The 20,046-nt window shown below is 43.2% G+C and carries 14 protein-coding genes; all 14 read left to right on the top strand.

Annotated features, from left to right (window positions below; translation table 11 throughout):
* Positions 1-25: 25 nt before the first annotated feature.
* The 14 genes from NUV69_02830 to rpsJ all read left to right on the top strand — a co-directional run bounded on the left by NUV69_02830 (position 26) and on the right by rpsJ (position 19,893).
* A complete protein-coding gene (locus tag NUV69_02830) occupies positions 26-2,245 on the top strand; it encodes a baseplate J/gp47 family protein (protein MCR4324596.1) in 2,220 nt (739 codons plus the stop codon).
* 45 nt (positions 2,246-2,290) lie between these two features.
* Positions 2,291-3,007 carry a sortase gene (locus NUV69_02825; GenBank protein ID MCR4324595.1) on the top strand — a complete coding sequence of 239 codons (717 nt, stop codon included), beginning with the start codon at positions 2,291-2,293 and terminating at the stop codon, positions 3,005-3,007.
* A gap of 20 nt (positions 3,008-3,027) precedes the next feature.
* On the top strand, positions 3,028-4,236 hold the full coding sequence (gene purD, locus NUV69_02820; GenBank protein ID MCR4324594.1) for a phosphoribosylamine--glycine ligase: 1,209 nt from the start codon (positions 3,028-3,030) through the stop codon (positions 4,234-4,236).
* Positions 4,233-4,631, top strand: a complete 399-nt coding sequence (gene ruvX, locus NUV69_02815; GenBank protein MCR4324593.1) for a Holliday junction resolvase RuvX — start codon at positions 4,233-4,235, stop codon at positions 4,629-4,631. The genes purD and ruvX overlap by 4 nt, the downstream gene beginning before the upstream one ends.
* A gap of 277 nt (positions 4,632-4,908) precedes the next feature.
* Entirely contained in the window at positions 4,909-5,901 is a 993-nt protein-coding gene (mltG, locus tag NUV69_02810) for an endolytic transglycosylase MltG (GenBank protein ID MCR4324592.1), read from the top strand.
* A gap of 36 nt (positions 5,902-5,937) precedes the next feature.
* On the top strand, positions 5,938-6,195 hold the full coding sequence (locus tag NUV69_02805; protein MCR4324591.1) for a hypothetical protein: 258 nt from the start codon (positions 5,938-5,940) through the stop codon (positions 6,193-6,195).
* A 247-nt stretch (positions 6,196-6,442) separates the two neighbouring features.
* The gene (rpoB, locus tag NUV69_02800) at positions 6,443-9,805 is read left to right on the top strand and encodes a DNA-directed RNA polymerase subunit beta (GenBank protein ID MCR4324590.1); all 3,363 of its coding nucleotides are present in this window, start codon (positions 6,443-6,445) and stop codon (positions 9,803-9,805) included.
* Positions 9,806-9,907: 102 nt separating this feature from the next.
* Complete coding sequence (gene rpoC, locus NUV69_02795; GenBank protein ID MCR4324589.1) at positions 9,908-13,600, top strand: DNA-directed RNA polymerase subunit beta'; 3,693 nt, start codon at positions 9,908-9,910, stop codon at positions 13,598-13,600.
* 320 nt (positions 13,601-13,920) lie between these two features.
* Entirely contained in the window at positions 13,921-14,400 is a 480-nt protein-coding gene (gene rpsL, locus NUV69_02790; protein ID MCR4324588.1) for a 30S ribosomal protein S12, read from the top strand.
* A gap of 93 nt (positions 14,401-14,493) precedes the next feature.
* Positions 14,494-14,988 (top strand): 30S ribosomal protein S7, encoded by a 495-nt coding sequence (gene rpsG, locus NUV69_02785; protein ID MCR4324587.1) that lies wholly within the window; start codon positions 14,494-14,496, stop codon positions 14,986-14,988.
* Positions 14,989-15,432: 444 nt separating this feature from the next.
* Positions 15,433-15,708 carry a hypothetical protein gene (locus NUV69_02780; protein MCR4324586.1) on the top strand — a complete coding sequence of 92 codons (276 nt, stop codon included), beginning with the start codon at positions 15,433-15,435 and terminating at the stop codon, positions 15,706-15,708.
* 91 nt (positions 15,709-15,799) lie between these two features.
* Positions 15,800-17,947, top strand: coding sequence for an elongation factor G (gene fusA / locus NUV69_02775; GenBank protein MCR4324585.1), 2,148 nt, complete (start codon positions 15,800-15,802; stop codon positions 17,945-17,947).
* Between the two features lie 105 nt (positions 17,948-18,052).
* Positions 18,053-19,234: an elongation factor Tu gene (gene tuf, locus NUV69_02770; protein MCR4324584.1), complete on the top strand. Its 1,182-nt coding sequence runs from the start codon at positions 18,053-18,055 to the stop codon at positions 19,232-19,234.
* 350 nt (positions 19,235-19,584) lie between these two features.
* Positions 19,585-19,893 carry a 30S ribosomal protein S10 gene (rpsJ, locus tag NUV69_02765; protein MCR4324583.1) on the top strand — a complete coding sequence of 103 codons (309 nt, stop codon included), beginning with the start codon at positions 19,585-19,587 and terminating at the stop codon, positions 19,891-19,893.
* The last annotated feature ends 153 nt before the right edge of the window (positions 19,894-20,046 follow it).

The raw sequence follows: 20,046 nt of genomic DNA, 5'->3' as shown, positions 1-20,046 counted from the left end.
TTTTGATATATAATGACTTCGTGTTATGGGTCCGCTAAAAGTCCTTGGAAATCTGCTTAAAAGAGACAATTCGCAAGAAGAAAACTATCTTTCATTAGTTTTAACTCCCGACAGAATTCTGGCATCAATCTGGAAATTCAAAGAAGACGAAATAATGACCCTGGGTTTTGGGCAGAAGAACTTTCAAAGCCAAGAAGTTCTAGTTCATCAAGCTGCAATCGCAATCGACGCTGCCGGCAAGCAGGCAAAGGTAGATATCACCAAGGCCGTTTTCGGACTCTCGGAATCTTATCTTGAAAATTCGACACTTCAGGACAGTACAACAAAACTACTTAAAAAACTTTCCCAGGAACTCGAACTCGATCCTCAGGCATTCGTTTCGATTGCATCTAGTGTAAATCATCTTTTAAAATCTGAAGAATCAATTACCCCCCACGCAGTTCTTATCGGCATTTTCGGCGATTTTGTTGAAGTCCATTTGTTAGAGGGTGATAAAGTTGTCAAATCAACAATATCCAAATCCCCAGTAAATATCGAAAAAATAACAACACTAATAAAAAACCTTAAAGAAGAAGATAAACAGCTGCCTGCAAAAATTGTTGCCTACGGCATAAACGAATCAACCGAAATTGCAGAAAAAATTACTAAAAATAAATGGAAGGATATATTTGTCCACGAACCAAAGATAGATTTTCTCGACGATGCGGAACTTGCAAGGGCCGTCTGTTACGCGCAAGCTGCCGATATTTTAGGTCATGACCCAATAAATCAAGCAGCTGGAGCAGCAGATTTAGCAGGCGAAAAACAGCGGGAAGACGCAGATGAAGTAGTGGAAGAAAAAGTACAAAAAGAACCAGACGAACTCGGCTTTATAGAAGGCGAAGACATTCTTTTAAGTGACACTCGAAAGCCAACAGAAAGCGAACCCCTCGAAGAAAAAGTAGATTCGGACAAAAGCGACGCATCGCCCAGCGAAGAATTAAGGCCAGTAACTAGGCACGAAGAGTACGCAGTTCACGAGCAAAATAGTCAGATGATGCAGCCACCACAACACGAACAAAAACCCCGAAAAAACCCATTAATTTTTCTTACAAACTTTACCCATCTGTTCCACTTTAAAATGCCGTCAGGCAAAAAGGCAGCAATCATAGGTGGAGTCATCTTGTTGTTTTTAATAACGGCTTCTTACGCCGCAGCCCAAACTCTTACAAAGGCAGAGGTTGTAATTAAAGTAAACGGCAGCGATTTTGAAAAAGAATTTGCGGCAACTGCAGTTGAAGGTGGAAGCTTGGATGCAGCAAGGTCTCAAATCCCCGCACAAACCGTTAGTACCGAAGCTCAAGCGAGCCAAAAAGGCGTGACAACAGGATCTAAAAAAGTGGGAGATCCTGCAAAAGGCGAAATTACAGTTTTCAACTGGACTACTGCTTCAAAGACTTTTGCCCAAAAGACATCAATTATAACTAGCGGTGGGATAAAGTTCACTCTCGACAATGACGTACAAGTTGCATCCAGAAGCGCACAATCACCGGGTCAATCTGCTGCTAAAGTTACGGCACAAGAAGTAGGGACCGCGGGCAACATCGGGGGCGGCAGCGACGTAACTTTTCCAGAGTTTGACTCGCTTTCTTACTCAGCGGTAAACAGTGCCGCTTTTTCAGGTGGGTCAGAAAGGCAAGTAACGGTAGTAACACAACAAGATATGAGCAAGCTTGAAAGCGAGCTCATAAAAGTGCTTACTCAAAAAGCCAGAGAAGACCTCCAAGCAAAAGCAGCCGGCGCCAAAATAACAGACGATGCAATAACTACTACAGTTAAAAATAGAAATTTTGATAAAAAATTAGACGAGGAAGCATCGCTGTTGAACTTGGATTTATCTGTTGAAGCCAAAGCTATCACTTATAGCGAAGACGATTTAAAAAACCTTCTCGCCGAAAATTTTAAAGAAGAAGCGCCAAACAATCTTGAAATTAGACCGGAAAATATAGAAATAAATAATCTGCAACTGAAGGCCGGTACCAACGGAACCCAACTTTCGGGAAGGTTTAAAGCAAACCTCACCCCCAAATTTGATGAAGGTGACCTTAAAGAAAAGATAAAGGGCAAAAGCGTCAAGGATACAAGGGGAATAATAAAACAATTACCAGACGTTTCGGACGTTTCCGTTAACTTTTCTCCAAATATTCCAATATTCTCATCAATCCCAAGGGTTAAAGATAAAATCACGTTTAAGATTGAGACTTAAAACTTATTCGAAGAAAAGCTTTGCTTATAACTCATAACCTTTATCATGTCTCTCGCTGTATACATTAAGGAAGACACAGCTCTAAAACGCATCCTAAAGCGGAAAAGAAACAGAGCATTTGCGCTCATCATCTCCGCATTTGGCCTTTTTGCAATTGTATTTGCCGTTTGGCCTTATTTGGCTTGGCAATTTGTAACATTGCCAAAACTCACAAAAGGAGTAGAACATGCTCCTGTTCCTCAATCTCAAGTTCTAGCAGATCAATCTTTTCTTTCAGAAAACGTGCAGGTCGCAAAGGACGAAGATGGCTTTTCTTACTTTACGACGAACTATGTTCCGACAGGTGAAAAGCCAGACGAGTTTTCCCTTACAATTCCCAAACTTAAAATAAGCGAAGCAAAGGTTAAAGTAGACAGCTTAAAATTTTACGAGCAGCTTTCGCACTTCCCAGGCTCTGCTCTTCCGGGCGAATTAGGGAACAGTTTTATAACCGGCCACTCGGTTCTCCCGCAATTTAACGACCCCGAAAATTACAGAACGATTTTTACAAAACTGCCCGAATTGGAAGTCGGCGATGATGTATATGTCGAAATAGAAGGTCAGCATCTTCACTTTGTCGTCCAGTACGCGAAAGTTGTCGATCCGCACGACGTTTCTGTCCTTGCACCAATTTCCCAGCGCGGACACAACCTAACCCTCATGACCTGCGTTCCTCCCGGAACCAGCATCAAACGCCTCGTTGTTATAACAAGTTTAATTTAACTTTCTGTTACAATTTGTCCATGCCGGAAAGAGTCGTAGTTGTCGGAAACGGCGGCAGAGAAGATGCGCTCAGTTGGAAATTATCTGAAACGGCAGATGTGTTTTCCCTTCCCCGAAATGTCACTGCTGAATCATTAAGCGCTTTCTATAAGGAAAACGAAATTGACCTTGTGGTAGTTGGCCCGGAAGACCCGCTCGCCGCTGGCATCGTTGATCAAGCCCAAGAACGAGACTTGAAAGCATTCGGCCCAAGAAAAGACGCGTCTAGAATTGAGTGGGACAAAGAATATGCCGACAATTTTGCGGACCGGCACAACATCCCTCACCCGAAATCTCAATCCTTCACAAGTTACGAAGAAGCACTTGAGTATGTTCAAAATCAAAATCCAAAAGACATAGTAATCAAAGCAAACGGTCTTACACTCGGAAAAGGTGTACTACTTCCCGAATCAAAAGAAGAAGCCGAAGCTGCTCTTGCAAGAATCTTCAAATGCAAAGAGTTTGGGACTCACGATACTGTTGTAGTCCAGGAAAGATTACGCGGAAGAGAGGTATCTCTTATTTGCCTAACCGACGGCACAACAATTATCCCGCTTCTTCCTGCCCAAGATCACAAACGTATATTCGACAACGACCAAGGCCCCAACACTGGGGGCATGGGAGCTTTCGCCCCAGCCGAACTTCCAGACCAAGAAAAAATTTACGAAGAAATTGTTAAGCCAACAATAGACGGATTGAATCAAGATGGAATTTTATATCAAGGTGCACTTTACATTCAGTTAATGCTTACATCTGAAGGGCCAAAAGTCATTGAATACAATAGCCGATTCGATGATCCGGAAACGCAAGCTCAAGTGATGCTTTTTGACGGAGATTTCTACAGGGCACTCAAAGCATGTGCAGACGGAACACTAACACCAGACATCGTTTCTTTCAGAGATGGATTTGCTGTTTGCGTAGTGCTGGCAACCGCTGGATATCCTGCGACTACCCGCACGGGTGATGAGATTTATGGGCTGGAAAAAATCGAGGATCCAGATGTTTACTTTTTCCACGCTGCGACAAAAGTTGAAGACGGAAAAACATTTACAAATGGTGGAAGAGTTTTGGGAGTAACTGCGGTCGGGCCAACGTTGGAAGAAGCACGCCAAAAAGCATATTCTCAAATTGGTCCGGAAGGCGTCCACTTCGACGGGATGCAATACAGAACGGATATTGGCAAAAAATGATCTTAGGAATTGATCTTGGAAAATCAACAACTGGTATTGCAACTTCACAAGGCGCTTTCGCGTCTCCTTATAAAACATTAACCCACAAATCTCAAAAAGAAGCACTCGAAAAAATATCAGCTCTAATTAAAGAAGAAGGCGCGGAAACAATTGTCATCGGTTTTGTCGAAGGCAAAATAAAAATCTTCTTTGAAAACTTCGCTAAAAATTTAAAAGAAAAAAATCCCAATGTCGAAATTATTTTATGGGACGAAACTTTAACATCTAGACAGGCCCGCGAATATATGGTTAAACAAAATGTACCAAAGTTAAAAAGGGCTACCAAAGAACACGAAGTAGCAGCTGCCCTAATTTTACAAAGTTATCTAGATGCCGATAACACGTCATTGCTATAATGTCATTCTGGTAAGTAACCGAAGGGAACGCATCCAGAATCTGATTCTGGACAAGCCGGAATGACAGAGAACCTATTATGATCAAACGTATGCTAGCTCCTGTCCAAGCGTGGATTCTTCTTCAAGGAAAATGTGTGGGTTGTGGCAGAAATTTATCCCACGCTGCAAAAGTCGAAAGACAGGACAATTCTCAAAAAGTAACTTGCAGGTGCGGCAGAATTTTCATTTTCGATAAAAGAAAAGGAAGATATCACCGGGCAAGTTTTCAGGAGGCTTAATGATTAAAAGCAAAACACTTTTTATCCCACTTCTTATCGTTTTAATTTTAGTTCCTCTCATTGCTCTTTTGCTCTACAACCAAAGCTTGAAGCCGGTTTCCACCAGTGCCGAACAAGTCCCCTTTAGAATTACACCAGGGCAACCAGTTACCCAAATTGCGGCAAATCTTAAAGAAGAAAATTTAGTAAGAAATGCTTTCACCTTTAGACTTCTTGTTGCGCAAATGGGTATCACAAAAAGCATCCAAGCGGGAGATTTTATCTTCACAAGAAATATGTCGGCAAAAGAAATCGCCCAAAGCCTAACGCATGGCGCGATCGACCTGTGGATAACGATTCCAGAAGGTTTAAGGGAAGAGGAAATAGCGGAACTTATCGAGAGTAAATTAAAAGATCCAGACAGCACGTCAACATATCAATTCGACAAGGAACAATTCACAGAATTTGCAGACGAAGGATACATGTTCCCGGACACTTATCTTATTGCCAAAGATGCCAACTCGAGGGAAGTGGCGGACAGACTCAGGAGAACTTTTGACGAAAAAGTAGGGGAGGACCTCCTAGAAAAAGGGGCGGAAAATAACTTAACACTCGAAGAAGTTGTAACACTCGCGTCTTTGATAGAGAGAGAAGCAAAAACAAACGAAGAACGAGCGACTATTTCGGGAATTCTCATTAACCGTCTTAATGCGGGAATCGCGCTTCAGGTAGACGCGACGGTTCAATACGCAAAAGGTTACGACAGCGCAAATGGCAAATGGTGGCCTCAAATCACGGTCGATGATTATCAATCTGTTCGCTCCGTCTACAACACTTATCGCAACCCAGGACTTCCGCCCGCCCCAATTTCCAATCCTGGAATCGAATCAATTCGCGCTGCTGCTAACCCTCAAGAAACAGATTACTTATATTATCTCCACGACGCGGATGGCAAAATCCACTACGCTGAAACCGTCGACCAACACAACCAAAACATCCAAAATTATCTGTAATTGATTTAATCAGTTCTTAGATGTATTATTTCGCAAATGGCGGAGAGAGCTGGAAGAAAAGCATCACATTATAAAATAGACACACGTATACCTTTTAATCTCAATTTAACACATAAAGAGGTAGCGCCAATCGAAAGAGCAGCGGAAGAAAAAGAAACAAGCGTGTCTGCTGAAGCAAGACAAAGGCTAAACTTTGCAGAATTAATGATTCAAGAACTAAGATCGGGAACGAAACTTTTCGTTCAAAGGGAAGGTGAAGGTGCACTTACAGAATTAACCATCGTATTCCTTTAGATTTTTTTATTGTTGCATTCATTTCAAACTCTTGACAAACTTTCTTTCCAGTGATATAAATTGATCTACAAACACCTTTACAAGGAGGTATTAATGTACCTTCTTGGTTTTTGTCGTGTAAGAAGCCCTGTGGATCATCCTCAACTTGATTTGGAGACAGCCGTCTTGTTTGATCCTCTACAAAACAGCGTAAGCTACTTGTAGAAACTGCCAAATTCGAACTTAACCTAAACAAGCTTATAAAATAGTGCAAAGAATCTCCTGGGGTAAACCAATTACTGCTAAGTTACCACCCTTGGACTTAGTAGAAGTCCAGAGGGAATCTTTTGCCAAATTTTTGGAAAAAGGCATCAGCGACGTTCTTGCAGAAGTTTCCCCGATCGACGATTTTACAGCTAAAAACTTTACACTCACATTCGGCAATTACAGCTTTGGTAAAGCAAAAAGAACCCCCGAAGAAGCAATCGAAAAAGGCGTAACATACGATCTCCCTATAAAAGTAGAAGCAACAGTTTTAAACAAACAAACCGGCCAAAAAATCAGTCAGGAAGTATTCTTGTGCGATTTGCCAATGATGCTCGAAAAAGGTTCCTTTATTGTAAACGGAATCGAAAGAGCAGTTGTTAACCAGTTGGTTCGCGCCCCAGGTGTCTATTACAGCGCGGAAATCGACCCTTCAACCGGAAAAATCCTTTACAGTTGCGAAATCCGTCCGCTTCTTGGTTCTTGGCTGGAATTTGCAATCACCAAAAACGACATTTTGACAGTTAAAATCGACCGCAGAAGAAAATTCCCGGTCACAACTTTTCTTCGAGCAATTGGATTTGGCACAAATGAACAAATCTGGGAGCTCTTTAATTTTGTCAAAGACGAAGAATTTCGAAACGTTTTGGAAAACACTTTTGCAAAAGATCCAACTGCGAATCAAGACGAAGCGCTCCTGGAAATTTATCGCAGAATGAGGCCAGGAGACCACGTAATCCTAGACAACGCTAAAGTTCTTTTGGAAAACATGTTTTTTAGCCCTCGCAGATATTCTCTTGGCAAAGTCGGTAGGTACAAGGTTGAAAAACGCTTGGCGCCGATTAAAAAGAAAATTGGCAAAGAAGAAAACCGAACTGGAGAAGAAGCGTACACCCTCTCTGCCGAAGATTTTGTCGCATCTATTGCCTACCTTTTTGAACTCGTCGCCAAAAGAGGCAAAGTCGACGATATCGACCATTTAGGAAACCGAAGAGTAAGAAGAGTAGGTGAACTCGTTTCTCAAAATGCTTTCAGGGTCGGAATTTTGAGGTTAGAAAGAGTAATTAGGGAAAGAATGAGCTTGACCCCAACAGATACAACCCCTACCCCATCATCATTAATTAACGCAAGACCGGTGATTTCTGCGGTCAACGAATTTTTCCGATCTTCCCAACTTTCGACAATTCTAGACCAGACCAACCCACTTTCCGAACTAGACAATTTAAGAAGACTTACAGTTATGGGCACTGGCGGAATTGCAAGAGAAAGAGCTGCGTTTTCGATTCGTGACATCAACCATTCTCAGTACTCCAGAATTTGTCCAATTCGTTCGCCCGAAGGTCCCAACATCGGTCTTGTTACCTACATGTCGCTTTACGCCAAAATTAACGAGTACGGATTTTTAGAAGCTCCTTACAGAAAAGTTGAAAAAGACCAAAACGGAAAAGGTAGAGTAACAGACGAAATCGTTTATCTGGCAGCAGACGACGAAGAAGATTACTACATTACACATGCACAGGTGCCACTAGACGGCAAAGGTTACTTTGTGGAAGACAGGTTGCCAGTAAGATACAAAGGGGAATTTACAACTGCCCCCCAAAACGTTGTCGATTACATAGACGTTATCCCCAGACAAATCACAGGTACATCAGCCGCCCTAATTCCATTTTTGGCTCATGACGAAGCAAACCGGGCACTCATGGGAACACACATGCAGTGCCAAGCAGTACCTCTTATCAGCCCTAATTCTCCCGTCGTCGGGACTGGAATGGAAGAAGTGGTTGGTAAAAATATGGGTAGAGTTTCTATCGCAGAAGGCGACGGTGAAGTAACTTACGCGGACAGCAAGAAAGTAGTTTACACAATTAAGGATGGAAATAACTCTCGCGAAATTACGATCCCCATTCAGAAATTCTTAAGATCTCCTCAAAGCACGTGTTATTCTCAAAAACCCATTGTAACCGTGGGTCAAAAAGTTAAGCGCGGCGATGTTTTGGTAGATGGTCCCGCGACCCAAAATGGAGAGCTAGCGCTTGGTCAAAACTTAACAATTGCCTACATGAGCTTCGACGGTCTGGGTTACGAGGATTCAATCGTCATTTCCGACAAGCTTTTCAAAGAAGACGTTTTGACTTCAATTCACATTGAAGAGTATGAAACTTCCGTTGTCGAAACAAAGCTTGGTCCGGAAGAAACTACAAGAGACATCCCCAACGTTTCCGAAGAAGATCTTAGAAACTTAGACGAAAACGGAATTGTTGTAGTCGGAGCAGAAGTCGGCCAAAATGATATTTTAGTCGGCAAAATTGCTCCAAAAGGCGAAACAGAATTAACAGCAGAAGAAAGACTACTTCGTGCGATCTTTGGAGAAAAGGCAAGGGAAGTAAGAGACACGTCTCTTCGCATGTCTCACGGAGAAAAAGGAACAGTAATAGACGTTAAGATTCTGTCGCGCGAAAAAGGCGACGAGTTGGAACACGGCGCAATTTCCAAAATATACGTAAAAGTTGCCCAAATGCGAAAAGTAGTAGTCGGTGACAAATTAGCGGGACGCCACGGAAACAAAGGTGTTATTTCGAAAATCGTTGCCGCTCAAGATATGCCATACCTTTCAGATGGCACCCCAGTTGATATCATCATCAGTCCGCTTTCTGTTCTTTCGCGTATGAACTTGGGCCAGCTTCTGGAAGCTCATCTTGGTCTTGCCGTAGATAAACTAAACTATAAAGTTGCTCTTCCAGTTTTCGAACACATTTCGGAAGATCGAATTACCGATGAGCTCCGAAAAGCAAACCTTCCTGAAGACGGCAGGCTCACACTTTACGATGGCCGAACCGGTAAAGCCTTCGATCGCCCAATCGTTGTTGGTCGCGGCTATATTATGAAATTAATTCACATGGTCGAAGACAAAACTCACGCAAGAAGCACAGGCCCGTACTCTCTAATTACCCAACAGCCTTTGGGTGGAAAAGCTCAAATGGGTGGTCAGAGACTTGGAGAAATGGAAGTCTGGGCGCTCGAAGCGTATGGAGCTGCTTACACCCTGCAAGAAATGTTAACGATTAAATCCGACGACATTGTAGGACGCGCAAAAGCGTTTGAAGCTATCATCAAAGGAACCGAAATTCCACAAGCCCTTATTCCGGAATCATTTAAGGTTTTGGTTAAAGAATTAAACAGTCTTTCCTTAAACGTCCAGACAATTGGCGCAAAAACCTTAGAAGCGGAAGTTTCGCCTAAAGAGGAAGAGGTCTCAAAAGAAGCAGCCGAACTTGCTCGAGAATCAGGAGCAGAAATTATTGCAACAGAAGGCGGCCTTACGCCTGAAGCTGCAAGCGGCATGGACCTTGCAGAAGTAGAGAAGTGACTAAAATGAATTTTAAATCTAGATTTGCCAGTTTAAAATTATCTTTTTAGGGAAAGAGGAATATTAAGGAGAAAATCGTAGGTTGTCTCCTTAAAGTCAAAAATGAACGAACTAATCGATTTTGAAGCCTTAAAATTAACACTCGCGTCAGCAGACGACATCAAGACGTGGTCTTTTGGTGAGGTCACAAAACCTGAAACCATTAACTACAGAACGCTGAAGCCGGAAAAAGACGGACTTTTCGACGAACGCATTTTCGGCCCCACAAAAGACTGGGAGTGTTACTGCGGTAAATACAAAAGGATCAGGTACCGCGGAATAATTTGTGACAAATGTGGCGTTGAAGTAACCCAATCTAGAGTCCGTCGTGAAAGAATGGGCCACATTACACTTGCTGCTCCGGTTGTTCACAACTGGTTTTTCAAAGGCAGCCCGTCGAAGCTCGGGCTTCTTCTTGATGTTTCCCCAAGGAGCTTAGACGCTGTAATTTATTTCGCGTCATACATCGTCATCGACCTCGACGAAGATAAAAGAGCAGAAATCATAAAACGCTTAGAACAGGATCTGGAAGCAAAGAGAAAAGAACAACAAGTACTTTTAAAGAAAAACTTAGAAGAGCAGGAAAAAGAAGGCAAAAAAGAGGTCGCGGAAGTCAAAGGTAAATCGACAGCAAAAGAACAATCAGAACTTAAAATCGAAGAAATGCAGCTGATCACGCGCCAAAGACAGGCAATGCTCCGGGACGAAAACGCCAAGGAAGTTTCCAGACTCGAGGAAATCTACAAGAGCATTACCAGTATGGTCAACTCTGTCAAACCTCTCGATTTAATTTCTGAAGACGAATATCAAAAAATTGCAGACTACGAAGCGCACGAGTTCTTAAAAGTTGGAATGGGTGCTGAATCCGTCCTGGCTGTTCTTGAGAAAATAGACCTTGCACAACTTGCGGCTAATCTTAGAAAAGAATTAACGACCGCCAGCAGCCAGAAATACATCAAAGCCGCAAAAAGATTGAGGGTTGTTGAAGGAATGCGAAAGGCGCAAATTTCCCCAACCTGGATGATTATAAAAACTCTCCCTGTTCTGCCGCCAGATCTTCGCCCTATGGTTCAGCTTTCAGGTGGAAGGTTCGCAACTTCGGACCTTAACGATCTTTACAGAAGAGTCATCAACAGAAATAACCGACTCAAAAAGTTAATAGAGCTTGGGGCTCCGGAGATCATTCTGAGAAACGAAAAAAGAATGCTCCAAGAAGCAGTCGATGCTCTCATCGATTCTCAAAAAGTTAAAACAACTCGGGCATCACAAGAACTAAGATCACTTTCTGACATGCTTCGAGGAAAACAGGGAAGATTCAGACAAAACCTTCTTGGAAAACGTGTTGATTACTCCGGTAGGTCCGTAATCGTCGTCGGACCGGAACTCGACCTGCACCAAACAGGTATTCCTAAAGAAATGGCGCTCGAAATGTTTAAGCCATTTGTACTGCGCGAAATCATATCAAGAGGTCATGCCCCGAATGTCAAAAGCGCGAAACACTTTTTAGAGAGAAGAAGCGGAGAAATTTGGGATATCCTCGAAGAAATTACTAAAAATCATCCAGTTCTTTTAAATAGAGCCCCGACTCTCCACCGCCTTGGTATCCAAGCTTTCTACCCGATTCTAATAGAAGGCGACGCGATCAGAATTCACCCTTGTATATGTGCCGGGTTTAACGCCGACTTCGACGGAGACCAAATGGCGGTTCATGTTCCTCTTTCTGAAGCGTCTCAAGCAGAAGCGATAAGCCTGATGGTTGCTTCTAAAAACTTGCTTAGACCCGCAGACGGCTCTCCAATTACTTTGCCAAATAAAGAAATGGCGCTAGGTGTTTACTACTTAACTTCTATCGACGAGGGGAAAGAACCTTACGAAGGCATCTTCCGCGACGAAGAAGAAGTTGTAATTGGGGTCGCGACCGGAAGGGTTGGCATAAGACAAAGAATTAAAATCAAACTCGGAAAAGAAATCATTGACACAACGGCGGGCAGAGTTATTTTTAACATTCAACTTCCGGAGTCACTCCGGTTCATAAACGAACCCATAACAGCTGCTGCAATCAAAGGCATCATCAACAAGAGTATCGACACACTCCCCGAAGAAGAAGTTCTTGGAATTATCGACAGACTTAAGAGCTTAGGGTTCGAAGGCGCAACGTTCTCAGGTCTTTCGGTTTCTGTTTTTGACTGTCAGATTGTAGGAGACAAACCGAATATTATTGCCAAAGCCGAAAAAGAAGTCGAAGCGATCGAAAAGAACTTCAAGATGGGTCTTATCACAAAAGAAGAAGAAAGACGCCTATCCCAGGAAGTATGGCTTACAACAACCAACGAACTTGCAGACCTGACATGGAGAAATCTTCCCGGGACAAACGCCATCAAGATTATCTCGGATTCCGGCGGTTCAAGGGCAACCGCAGAGCAGATTAAACAGCTTTCAGCAATTCGAGGACTCGTTACAGACCCATCAGGTCAAATCGTTCCACTGCCAGTTAAATCCAACTTCCGTGAAGGTCTTTCCGTATTCGAGTACTTCACAAGTGCCCGAGGCGCAAGGAAGGGACTAGCCGATCGGGCTATTAAGACAGCGGAATCTGGATATCTAACTCGAAGGCTTGTTGACGTTGCTCACGATGCGATAATTAGACTTGAAGACTGCGGTACGACAGAAGGAATAGAATTCTCCAAACGTGACAAAAGACAAGCGCCCCTTGCTTCAAGGATTCACGGAAGATACGCTGCCAAAGATGTACTTTCATCAAAGGGCAAAAATGCGATTGTAAAAGCAGGCGAAGAAATCACCGAAGAAAAAGTCGCAGAAATCGAAAAGGCCGGCATAGAAGAAGTACTTGTAAGGTCCGTTCTTACTTGCCAGGCAAAGCATGGCCTCTGCGCATTGTGTTACGGAAGAGATTTGGTAACCAGAGAGTTAGTTAAAATTGGAACACCAGTTGGCGTAATTGCCGCCCAGAGTATCGGAGAACCTGGAACGCAGCTTACTATGAGAACGTTCCACACTGGTGGTATCGTAGGTCTCGATATTACTCAGGGTCTTCCAAGGGTCGAAGAACTCTTTGAAGCAAGAGTTCCAAAATTTGTCGCTCAGCTTGCAGAAATTGCCGGCAAAGTTAAAGTCGAAGAGAACGAAGAAGGTTACGCCGTCACAATTAAAAGCACCAGAATCAAACCAGCCCAAGAAAAAGAATACTTTATTCCATCCGCAGTCGACCTTTTAGTCGCAGACGGAGACTTAATTGCGGCCGGTACTCCTCTTTCATCTGGATATCTCGACATCAAAGAGGTTCTGGCAATTTCCGGCTTGCGCGCAGCTCAGAAGTACATAATTGCGGGTGCTCAACAAGTGTACGAAAGCCAGGGTGTTGCAATTAACGACAAGCATTTTGAGGCAATCGTCAGAAAGATGAGCGAAAAAGTCAGAATCGAAACATCCGGCGACACGACTCTTCTACCGGGCGAGTTAGTCGACAAGAACCGATTCGAAGGCGAAAACGGAAAAGTCTTGGCAGAAGGCGGAGAGCCAGCGACAGCCCAAGTTGTTATCCTTGGTATCACGAGAGCTGCCCTTTACACAGAAAGCTTCTTGTCTGCTGCATCCTTCCAGGAAACAACTAGAATCCTTACAGACGCAGCTAGCGAAGGCAAGTACGATCCGCTTCTTGGTCTAAAGGAAAACGTCATAATTGGTAGGTTAATTCCTACGAGCCCTGATAGGGCAAAAATAAGCACCGAGTCTTAAACTCCATTAGAAACAAAAATTATATCAGAGGAGCGCGAAGCGACCTGCTGATATCATCGGTCACCTGATTCCAACCAACCCCGACCGCGCCAAAATCGTCCAACAGAAAGCTAGATTTAATCACAAATATGGCTGAAGCTGAAAGGATAAAAGAAATATTGCCAGCCCCTCAAGCCTTAAAATTGTTCGGATCAAATTTTTATTTTACTACCAGATCTCGACATACTACGCCCAGATTGTTATAATCTCCCAACGCAACTTTTAAGTTTTGAGTTGTAATTTTGACTTTTAAACTTTAAATTTTGAAATTGAGATAAATTATGCCAACAGTAAATCAATTAATTAGAAAAGGCAGGACGTCTAAGATAAAGCGCATTAGGGCAACCGCTTTGAGACGTGCCTTCAACTCTAGAACTAATAGATACACAAGCTATCCTTCCGGACAAAAGAGGGGAGTTTGTGTCGTGGTAAAAACAATGACTCCTAAAAAACCAAATTCTGCTCTTCGAAAAGTCGCACGTGTAAGGCTTTCCAACAAACAAGAAATTACAGCTTACATTCCGGGAATCGGACACGAACTTGCAGAGCACTCTGTAGTTTTAGTCAGAGGCGGACGTGTCAAAGATTTACCCGGCGTTAAATATCACATTATTCGCGGTAAATACGACACAACTGGCGTTAACAACAGAAAACAAGGAAGATCCCTTTATGGAACTAAGAAATCTGGCGCGACAAGCGGCGCTCAAGCAGCCACGACAGCCGGAGCATCTGCAGCAGCAGCTCCGCCAGCCGAAGGCTAACGCTACAAATGCAAACGAATGAACCTACCATGAACGAATATTCGATTAAATTAGTCAAAATTAGTTCAAATTTGCAAGAAACCGGAGGTTTCTATGCCTAGAACCGGAAAAATCATAAAAAGGCAAGTGGGCGCAGACCCAATCTACAATAGCCCTCTTGTGACCAAATTCATCAACAAGGTAATGAAAGACGGTAAAAAAACCATCGCCGAAAAAGCGGTTTACGGAGCTTTTGCAGAAATAGAGAGAAAAGGCGAAGACCCAATCGTTTTATTCGAAAGAGCCCTCGAAAATATCACCCCTAAAATGGAAGTTAAACCAAGAAGAGTTGGCGGTGCCTCTTACATGGTGCCTATTGAAGTACGTGGACCAAGAAGGCAATCTCTTGCCTTAACTTGGTTGGTAGATGCAGCTAGAAGCAGGTCTCCAAAAGACGTCGAAAAAATAGGCAAATTACCACCGATTGCCGCGAAAATCGTGGCCGAACTTCAAGAAGCAGCTCAAGGTGCAGGTAAAGCTGTCGCCAAAAGGGAAGAAATGCATCGCATGGCAGAGGCGAATAAGGCGTTCTCACATTTCCGGTGGTAATGTGTTCCGCCTTGCGATAGTTCCGGACCTTTCGGTCCGTAGTAACTATCTAAAAGCTTTTTCCCATTTCAGATGGTAAATTAACAAATTGACTTTTACCAAATGTCTAGCATATAATTCCCGCTTAAGAATCCTCCGTTATCCTCTTGGATTTTGCTCAAAACGGATGTCGCGGAACAAGCCGAAATGACCCTTGTATAAGGGAAGCATTTTCTGCTTAAATGAAATTTGCGTATAAATGTCATCCTGAGCGCAGCGAAGGATCTAGATTCTTCATTTCATTCAGAATGACAGTGCAATACAATCGAAATTTAAATCTAGCTTTGCTAGTTTAAATTTCTCCATTAAGGGAAAGGGAATATTAAGGGAAAACCGTTAGGCCCGCAGTCCGAAGGACGAGGACCGCAAGCTTTGCTTATTAGGTTGTCCCTTAAAATCAGAAACATGGCATTATCAAAAGGACAGAAGTTAAAACAACTTAGGACAAAGCTAAAAGAGCTCGAGGAGGTCAAACTCAAAGATGCTCTGACTCGTTATGGAGAAGCTTATCAAGATTCTGGTGCTGCTTGGAACGAAAACGCCGCCTGGGAACTCGCGGACGAAGAAGTTTCTGTGCTTCGGGCCATGGTTGCCGAAATTAAAGCAGAAATAAGAAAGATAGAACGTCCTCCAATTGGAATCGGTCAAGCTAACTCCACCAAAGAAAAGCTTTCCAAGTAAGAGATTAAAATGAATCAAAGCGTCTAAGACTTAAAGTGTCAAAGCATAAACAGTGATACATGATACTTTGACACATTGACACAATAAAAATATGGCCCAAGCTCAACAGGAAAAAACAAATAGGTTGTATCCGCTGGATAGAATAAGGAACATTGGCATTATTGCCCACATCGACGCGGGCAAAACGACGACTACAGAGCGAATTCTCTATTACACAGGTAGATCTTACAAACTCGGCAACATCGATGAAGGAACAACGGTAACAGATTGGATGGAGCAGGAAAGAGAAAGAGGAATTACCATAGTTTCTGCAGCTGTCACTACTTTTTGGACTCCAAAGTCCGGTCCTTATAAAGACGTAGAAACTAGAATCAATATTATCGACACGCCAGGACACGTTGACTTCACCGCAGAAGTCGAAAGATCGCTTCGCGTTTTGGACGGTGGCGTTACAGTCTTGGATGCCGAAGAAGGAGTTCAGTCGCAATCTGAAACGGTTTGGAGACAAGCTGACAAATACAAAGTTCCAAGAGTATGTTTTGTTAACAAAATGGATAAACTTGGCGCAGACTACTACGCTACCTTAAAGTCCATTCGTGATAAACTTGGAGCCCCTGCTTATCCTTATAATCTTCCGCTTGGGAAAGAAAATGATTTTAAAGGCATAATCGATCTTTTAACTCAAAAAGCATACACCTGGGATGAAGGCGATAAATCCGGAATGAAATTTACAGAAGTACCGATTCCAGATAGCGAAAAAGAAAACGTCGAAAAATACAGACACGAACTTATTGAAAAAATTGCCGAAGGTGACGACACACTACTCGAGAAATATCTCGCAGGCGAGGAATTATCTGTCGAAGAACTCAAAAAGGTTTTAAGAAAAGCAGTAATCGATTACAAAATTGTCCCTGTTCTGGCAGGATCTAGCCTTAGAAACAAAGGCGTCCAGCCACTTCTTGACGCAGTTGTTGAATACTTGCCGTCCCCTATGGATATTCCGGAAATCGAAGGTATCAATCCAAAAACGGGAGAGGCGGAAAAAAGAAAACAAGATAAAGATTCTCCATTTTGTGGAATTGCTTTCAAAATCCAAATCGACCCCCATGTCGGTAAAATTACTTACGTTCGGGTTTATTCTGGAGTTATGAAGGCCGGTGCTTCCGTTATGAACTCCACTAAAAAGAATACAGAGCGAATCGGAAGAATTCTTTTGATGCACGCAAACACAAGGGAAGAAATCCCGGAATCATACGCCGGTGAAATCGTCGCCGTCGTCGGGCTCAAAAATACTGTAACTGGTGACACTCTTTGCGACCCCGCAGCCCCTATTGTTCTCGAAAATATTTCTTTCCCAGAACCTGTTATTTCTCTTGCTATCGAACCGACAACTAAAGCCGACCAGGAAAAACTCGGTTATGCTCTGGGCAGACTTTCCGAAGAAGATCCAACATTCCGTATAAAAGGAGATCCGGAAACAGGCCAAACTATTATTTCAGGTATGGGTGAACTCCACCTAGAAATTTTGGTAGACAGGATGAAAAGGGAATTCCAAGTTTCTGCAAATATCGGTAGCCCACAAGTTGCTTACCGCGAAACGATCAAGCAAACCGGTAAGGGCGAAGGCAAATACATCAAACAATCCGGCGGCCGCGGTCAATACGGACATTGTTTCATCAGGGTCGAGCCGCAACCAAGAGGTGAAGGTTCTCAATTTGTTTCCGAAATTAAAGGTGGTGCGATTCCTCAGGAATTTATCGGCTCAGTCGAAAAAGGTGTAAAGGAAAAACTCGACATGGGAGTTCTTGCAGGCTATCCGCTTGTTGACGTAAAAGCAGCAGTCTACGACGGTAGTTTCCACGACGTTGATTCAAGTGACATCGCCTTTAAAATCGCGGGCAGCATGGCCTTAGAAGCGGCCGCAAAAAACGCCGAACTCGTGCTAATCGAGCCAATTATGAAAGTTGAAGTAACAATCCCCGAAGAATTTATGGGCGATGTCATTGGTGATCTTTCCGCAAAACGGGCTCAAATTCACGGTTCTGACCACCATGGCAACAGCGTCATCATCAACGCCATCGTTCCTCTTGCAGAAATGTCCGGCTACGTCACAACTCTCCGCTCAATGACTCAAGGTCGAGGGTCCGCTTATATGGAACCATCCCACTACGAAGAAGTACCAAGTAATATAGCAGATAAAATAGTTGCTAAAAATAGAGGCGAAAGCAAAGAAAGTTAAAACCGACATAAAACGTTTTAACTACTTGCATTTGGGAAAGTTTTTATATTAAACTTAGCAAACGAATCAGCCTCTTTTGGCTGATCTGTTGTTTTAAAAAGAAACATGGCTGAAAAATTTGAAAGAACTAAACCGCACGTAAATATTGGAACAATTGGTCACGTCGACCACGGTAAAACCACGCTTACAAGTGCGATTACCACTGTTCTTGCCAAAAAAGGTCACGCCGAAGCCCGAAGCTTTGAGCAGATCGACAGCGCTCCAGAAGAGCGACAACGTGGAATTACTATTAATATTACCCACGTAGAATACGAAACAGAAAAAAGGCACTACGCCCACATCGACGCCCCGGGTCACGCTGATTACATCAAAAACATGATTACAGGTGCAGCACAAATGGATGGTGCGATTCTAGTTGTTAGCGCACCAGACGGCCCTATGCCTCAAACACGAGAGCATGTACTTCTTGCCAAACAGGTCAATGTTCCAGCGATCGTCGTTTTCCTCAACAAAGTCGACATGGTAGACGACCCTGAACTGCTCGACTTGGTCGAACTAGAAGTCAGGGAGCTTTTGGACAAATACGAATTCGACGGTAAAAACGCAACAATCATCCGCGGATCCGCAAAAAAGGCCCTCGAAGGCGATGCAGAATCGGAAAAAGCGATCGAAGATCTGATGGCAGCAGTCGACGAAAAGATTCCAACACCAGTAAGAGACCTCGACAAACCATTTATTATGCCTGTAGAAGACGTCTTTTCTATTAAAGGCCGAGGAACAGTTGTTACAGGAAGAGTAGAGCGGGGAATCGTAAAAGTTAACGACGAAATCGAAATTGTTGGAATCAGACCAACCAAGAAAACTGTCGTTACAGGTGTCGAAATGTTCCGAAAACAACTCGATGAAGGTCAAGCCGGTGACAACGTCGGCGTTCTTCTTCGAGGCGTTGAAAAAGACGATGTTGAAAGAGGACAAGTTTTGGCAAAACCGGGTACCGCTACACCTCACACCGAATTCGAAGCAGAAGTCTACATCTTAACTAAAGAAGAAGGCGGAAGGCACACACCATTTTTCACTGGTTACAGGCCACAATTCTACATTAGAACCACAGACGTCACAGGTGAAGCCACACTTCCTGAAGGAACCGAAATGGTTATGCCTGGCGACAACGTCAAAATGAAGGTCAAGTTAATTGCTCCAGTTGCTATGGACGAGGGCCTTAGATTCGCAATTCGTGAAGGCGGCCACACTGTTGGTGCCGGCGTTGTAAGCAAGATAGTTGCCTAAATAAGACAAGATCTCAAACAGCCACTTACTACAAGCCTAACAGAAGCTTGCAGATAAGTTGCACAAAGAGGTCTTTTTTTGTACAATTTGCACTGTTACAATTGTTCGAGTGATTTTGTTCGAGTCGAGTCGAAGAAAGAACACATTACATGAATTCAACCAGTTTAATCTTCAAGCCTAACCGCTTAAGTTAATTAACTCTCGGCTCTTTTTGCACTACAGAATTTCTCGACCAATAACTGTCATTCTGGAGCGAAGCGATAGAATCTGGATCCTGAATCGAGTTCAGGATGACAAAAAGTAAATATTCCCTGAGCGTAGTCGAAGGGAAAAAAGGAGCACATTAAAAGATGCCTAAAGGTAGAATTAGAATAAAACTTAAAGCGTACGACGGCAGGGTAATCGATATTGCTTGTCGGGATATTATAAATACTGGGCTCTCAACCGGAGCCAAAATTTCCGGGCCAGTTCCACTCCCGACCAAAATCGGAAAATTCACCGTACTCACTTCGCCTCATACAGACAAAGACGCGAGAGAGCAATTCGAAATGAGAATCCATAAACGCTTTATTGACATCATCGAACCAACGAATAAGACAATTGACTCACTTACTCATCTTGAATTGCCAGCAGGTGTGGATATAGAACTTAAGATGTAAGTTCGTCAACTGTCTTGCGAGAGTTTCACTACTATCAAAGTCGTTGTTTGATAGTGTTTCACTCTCTAAAAACAGTTGATTCCTTGACTCATTTGGAACTCCCGGCTGGAGTTGATATTGAGCTAAAGATGTAATGAGTACATCGAGAGGCGA

This window comes from Candidatus Curtissbacteria bacterium (assembly GCA_024654445.1).
Lineage (GTDB): Bacteria > Patescibacteriota > Microgenomatia > Curtissbacterales > GWA2-41-24 > JANLHP01.
Note: the sequence above shows the minus strand (reverse complement) of the source record. Positions and strands in the feature narration are given on the sequence as shown.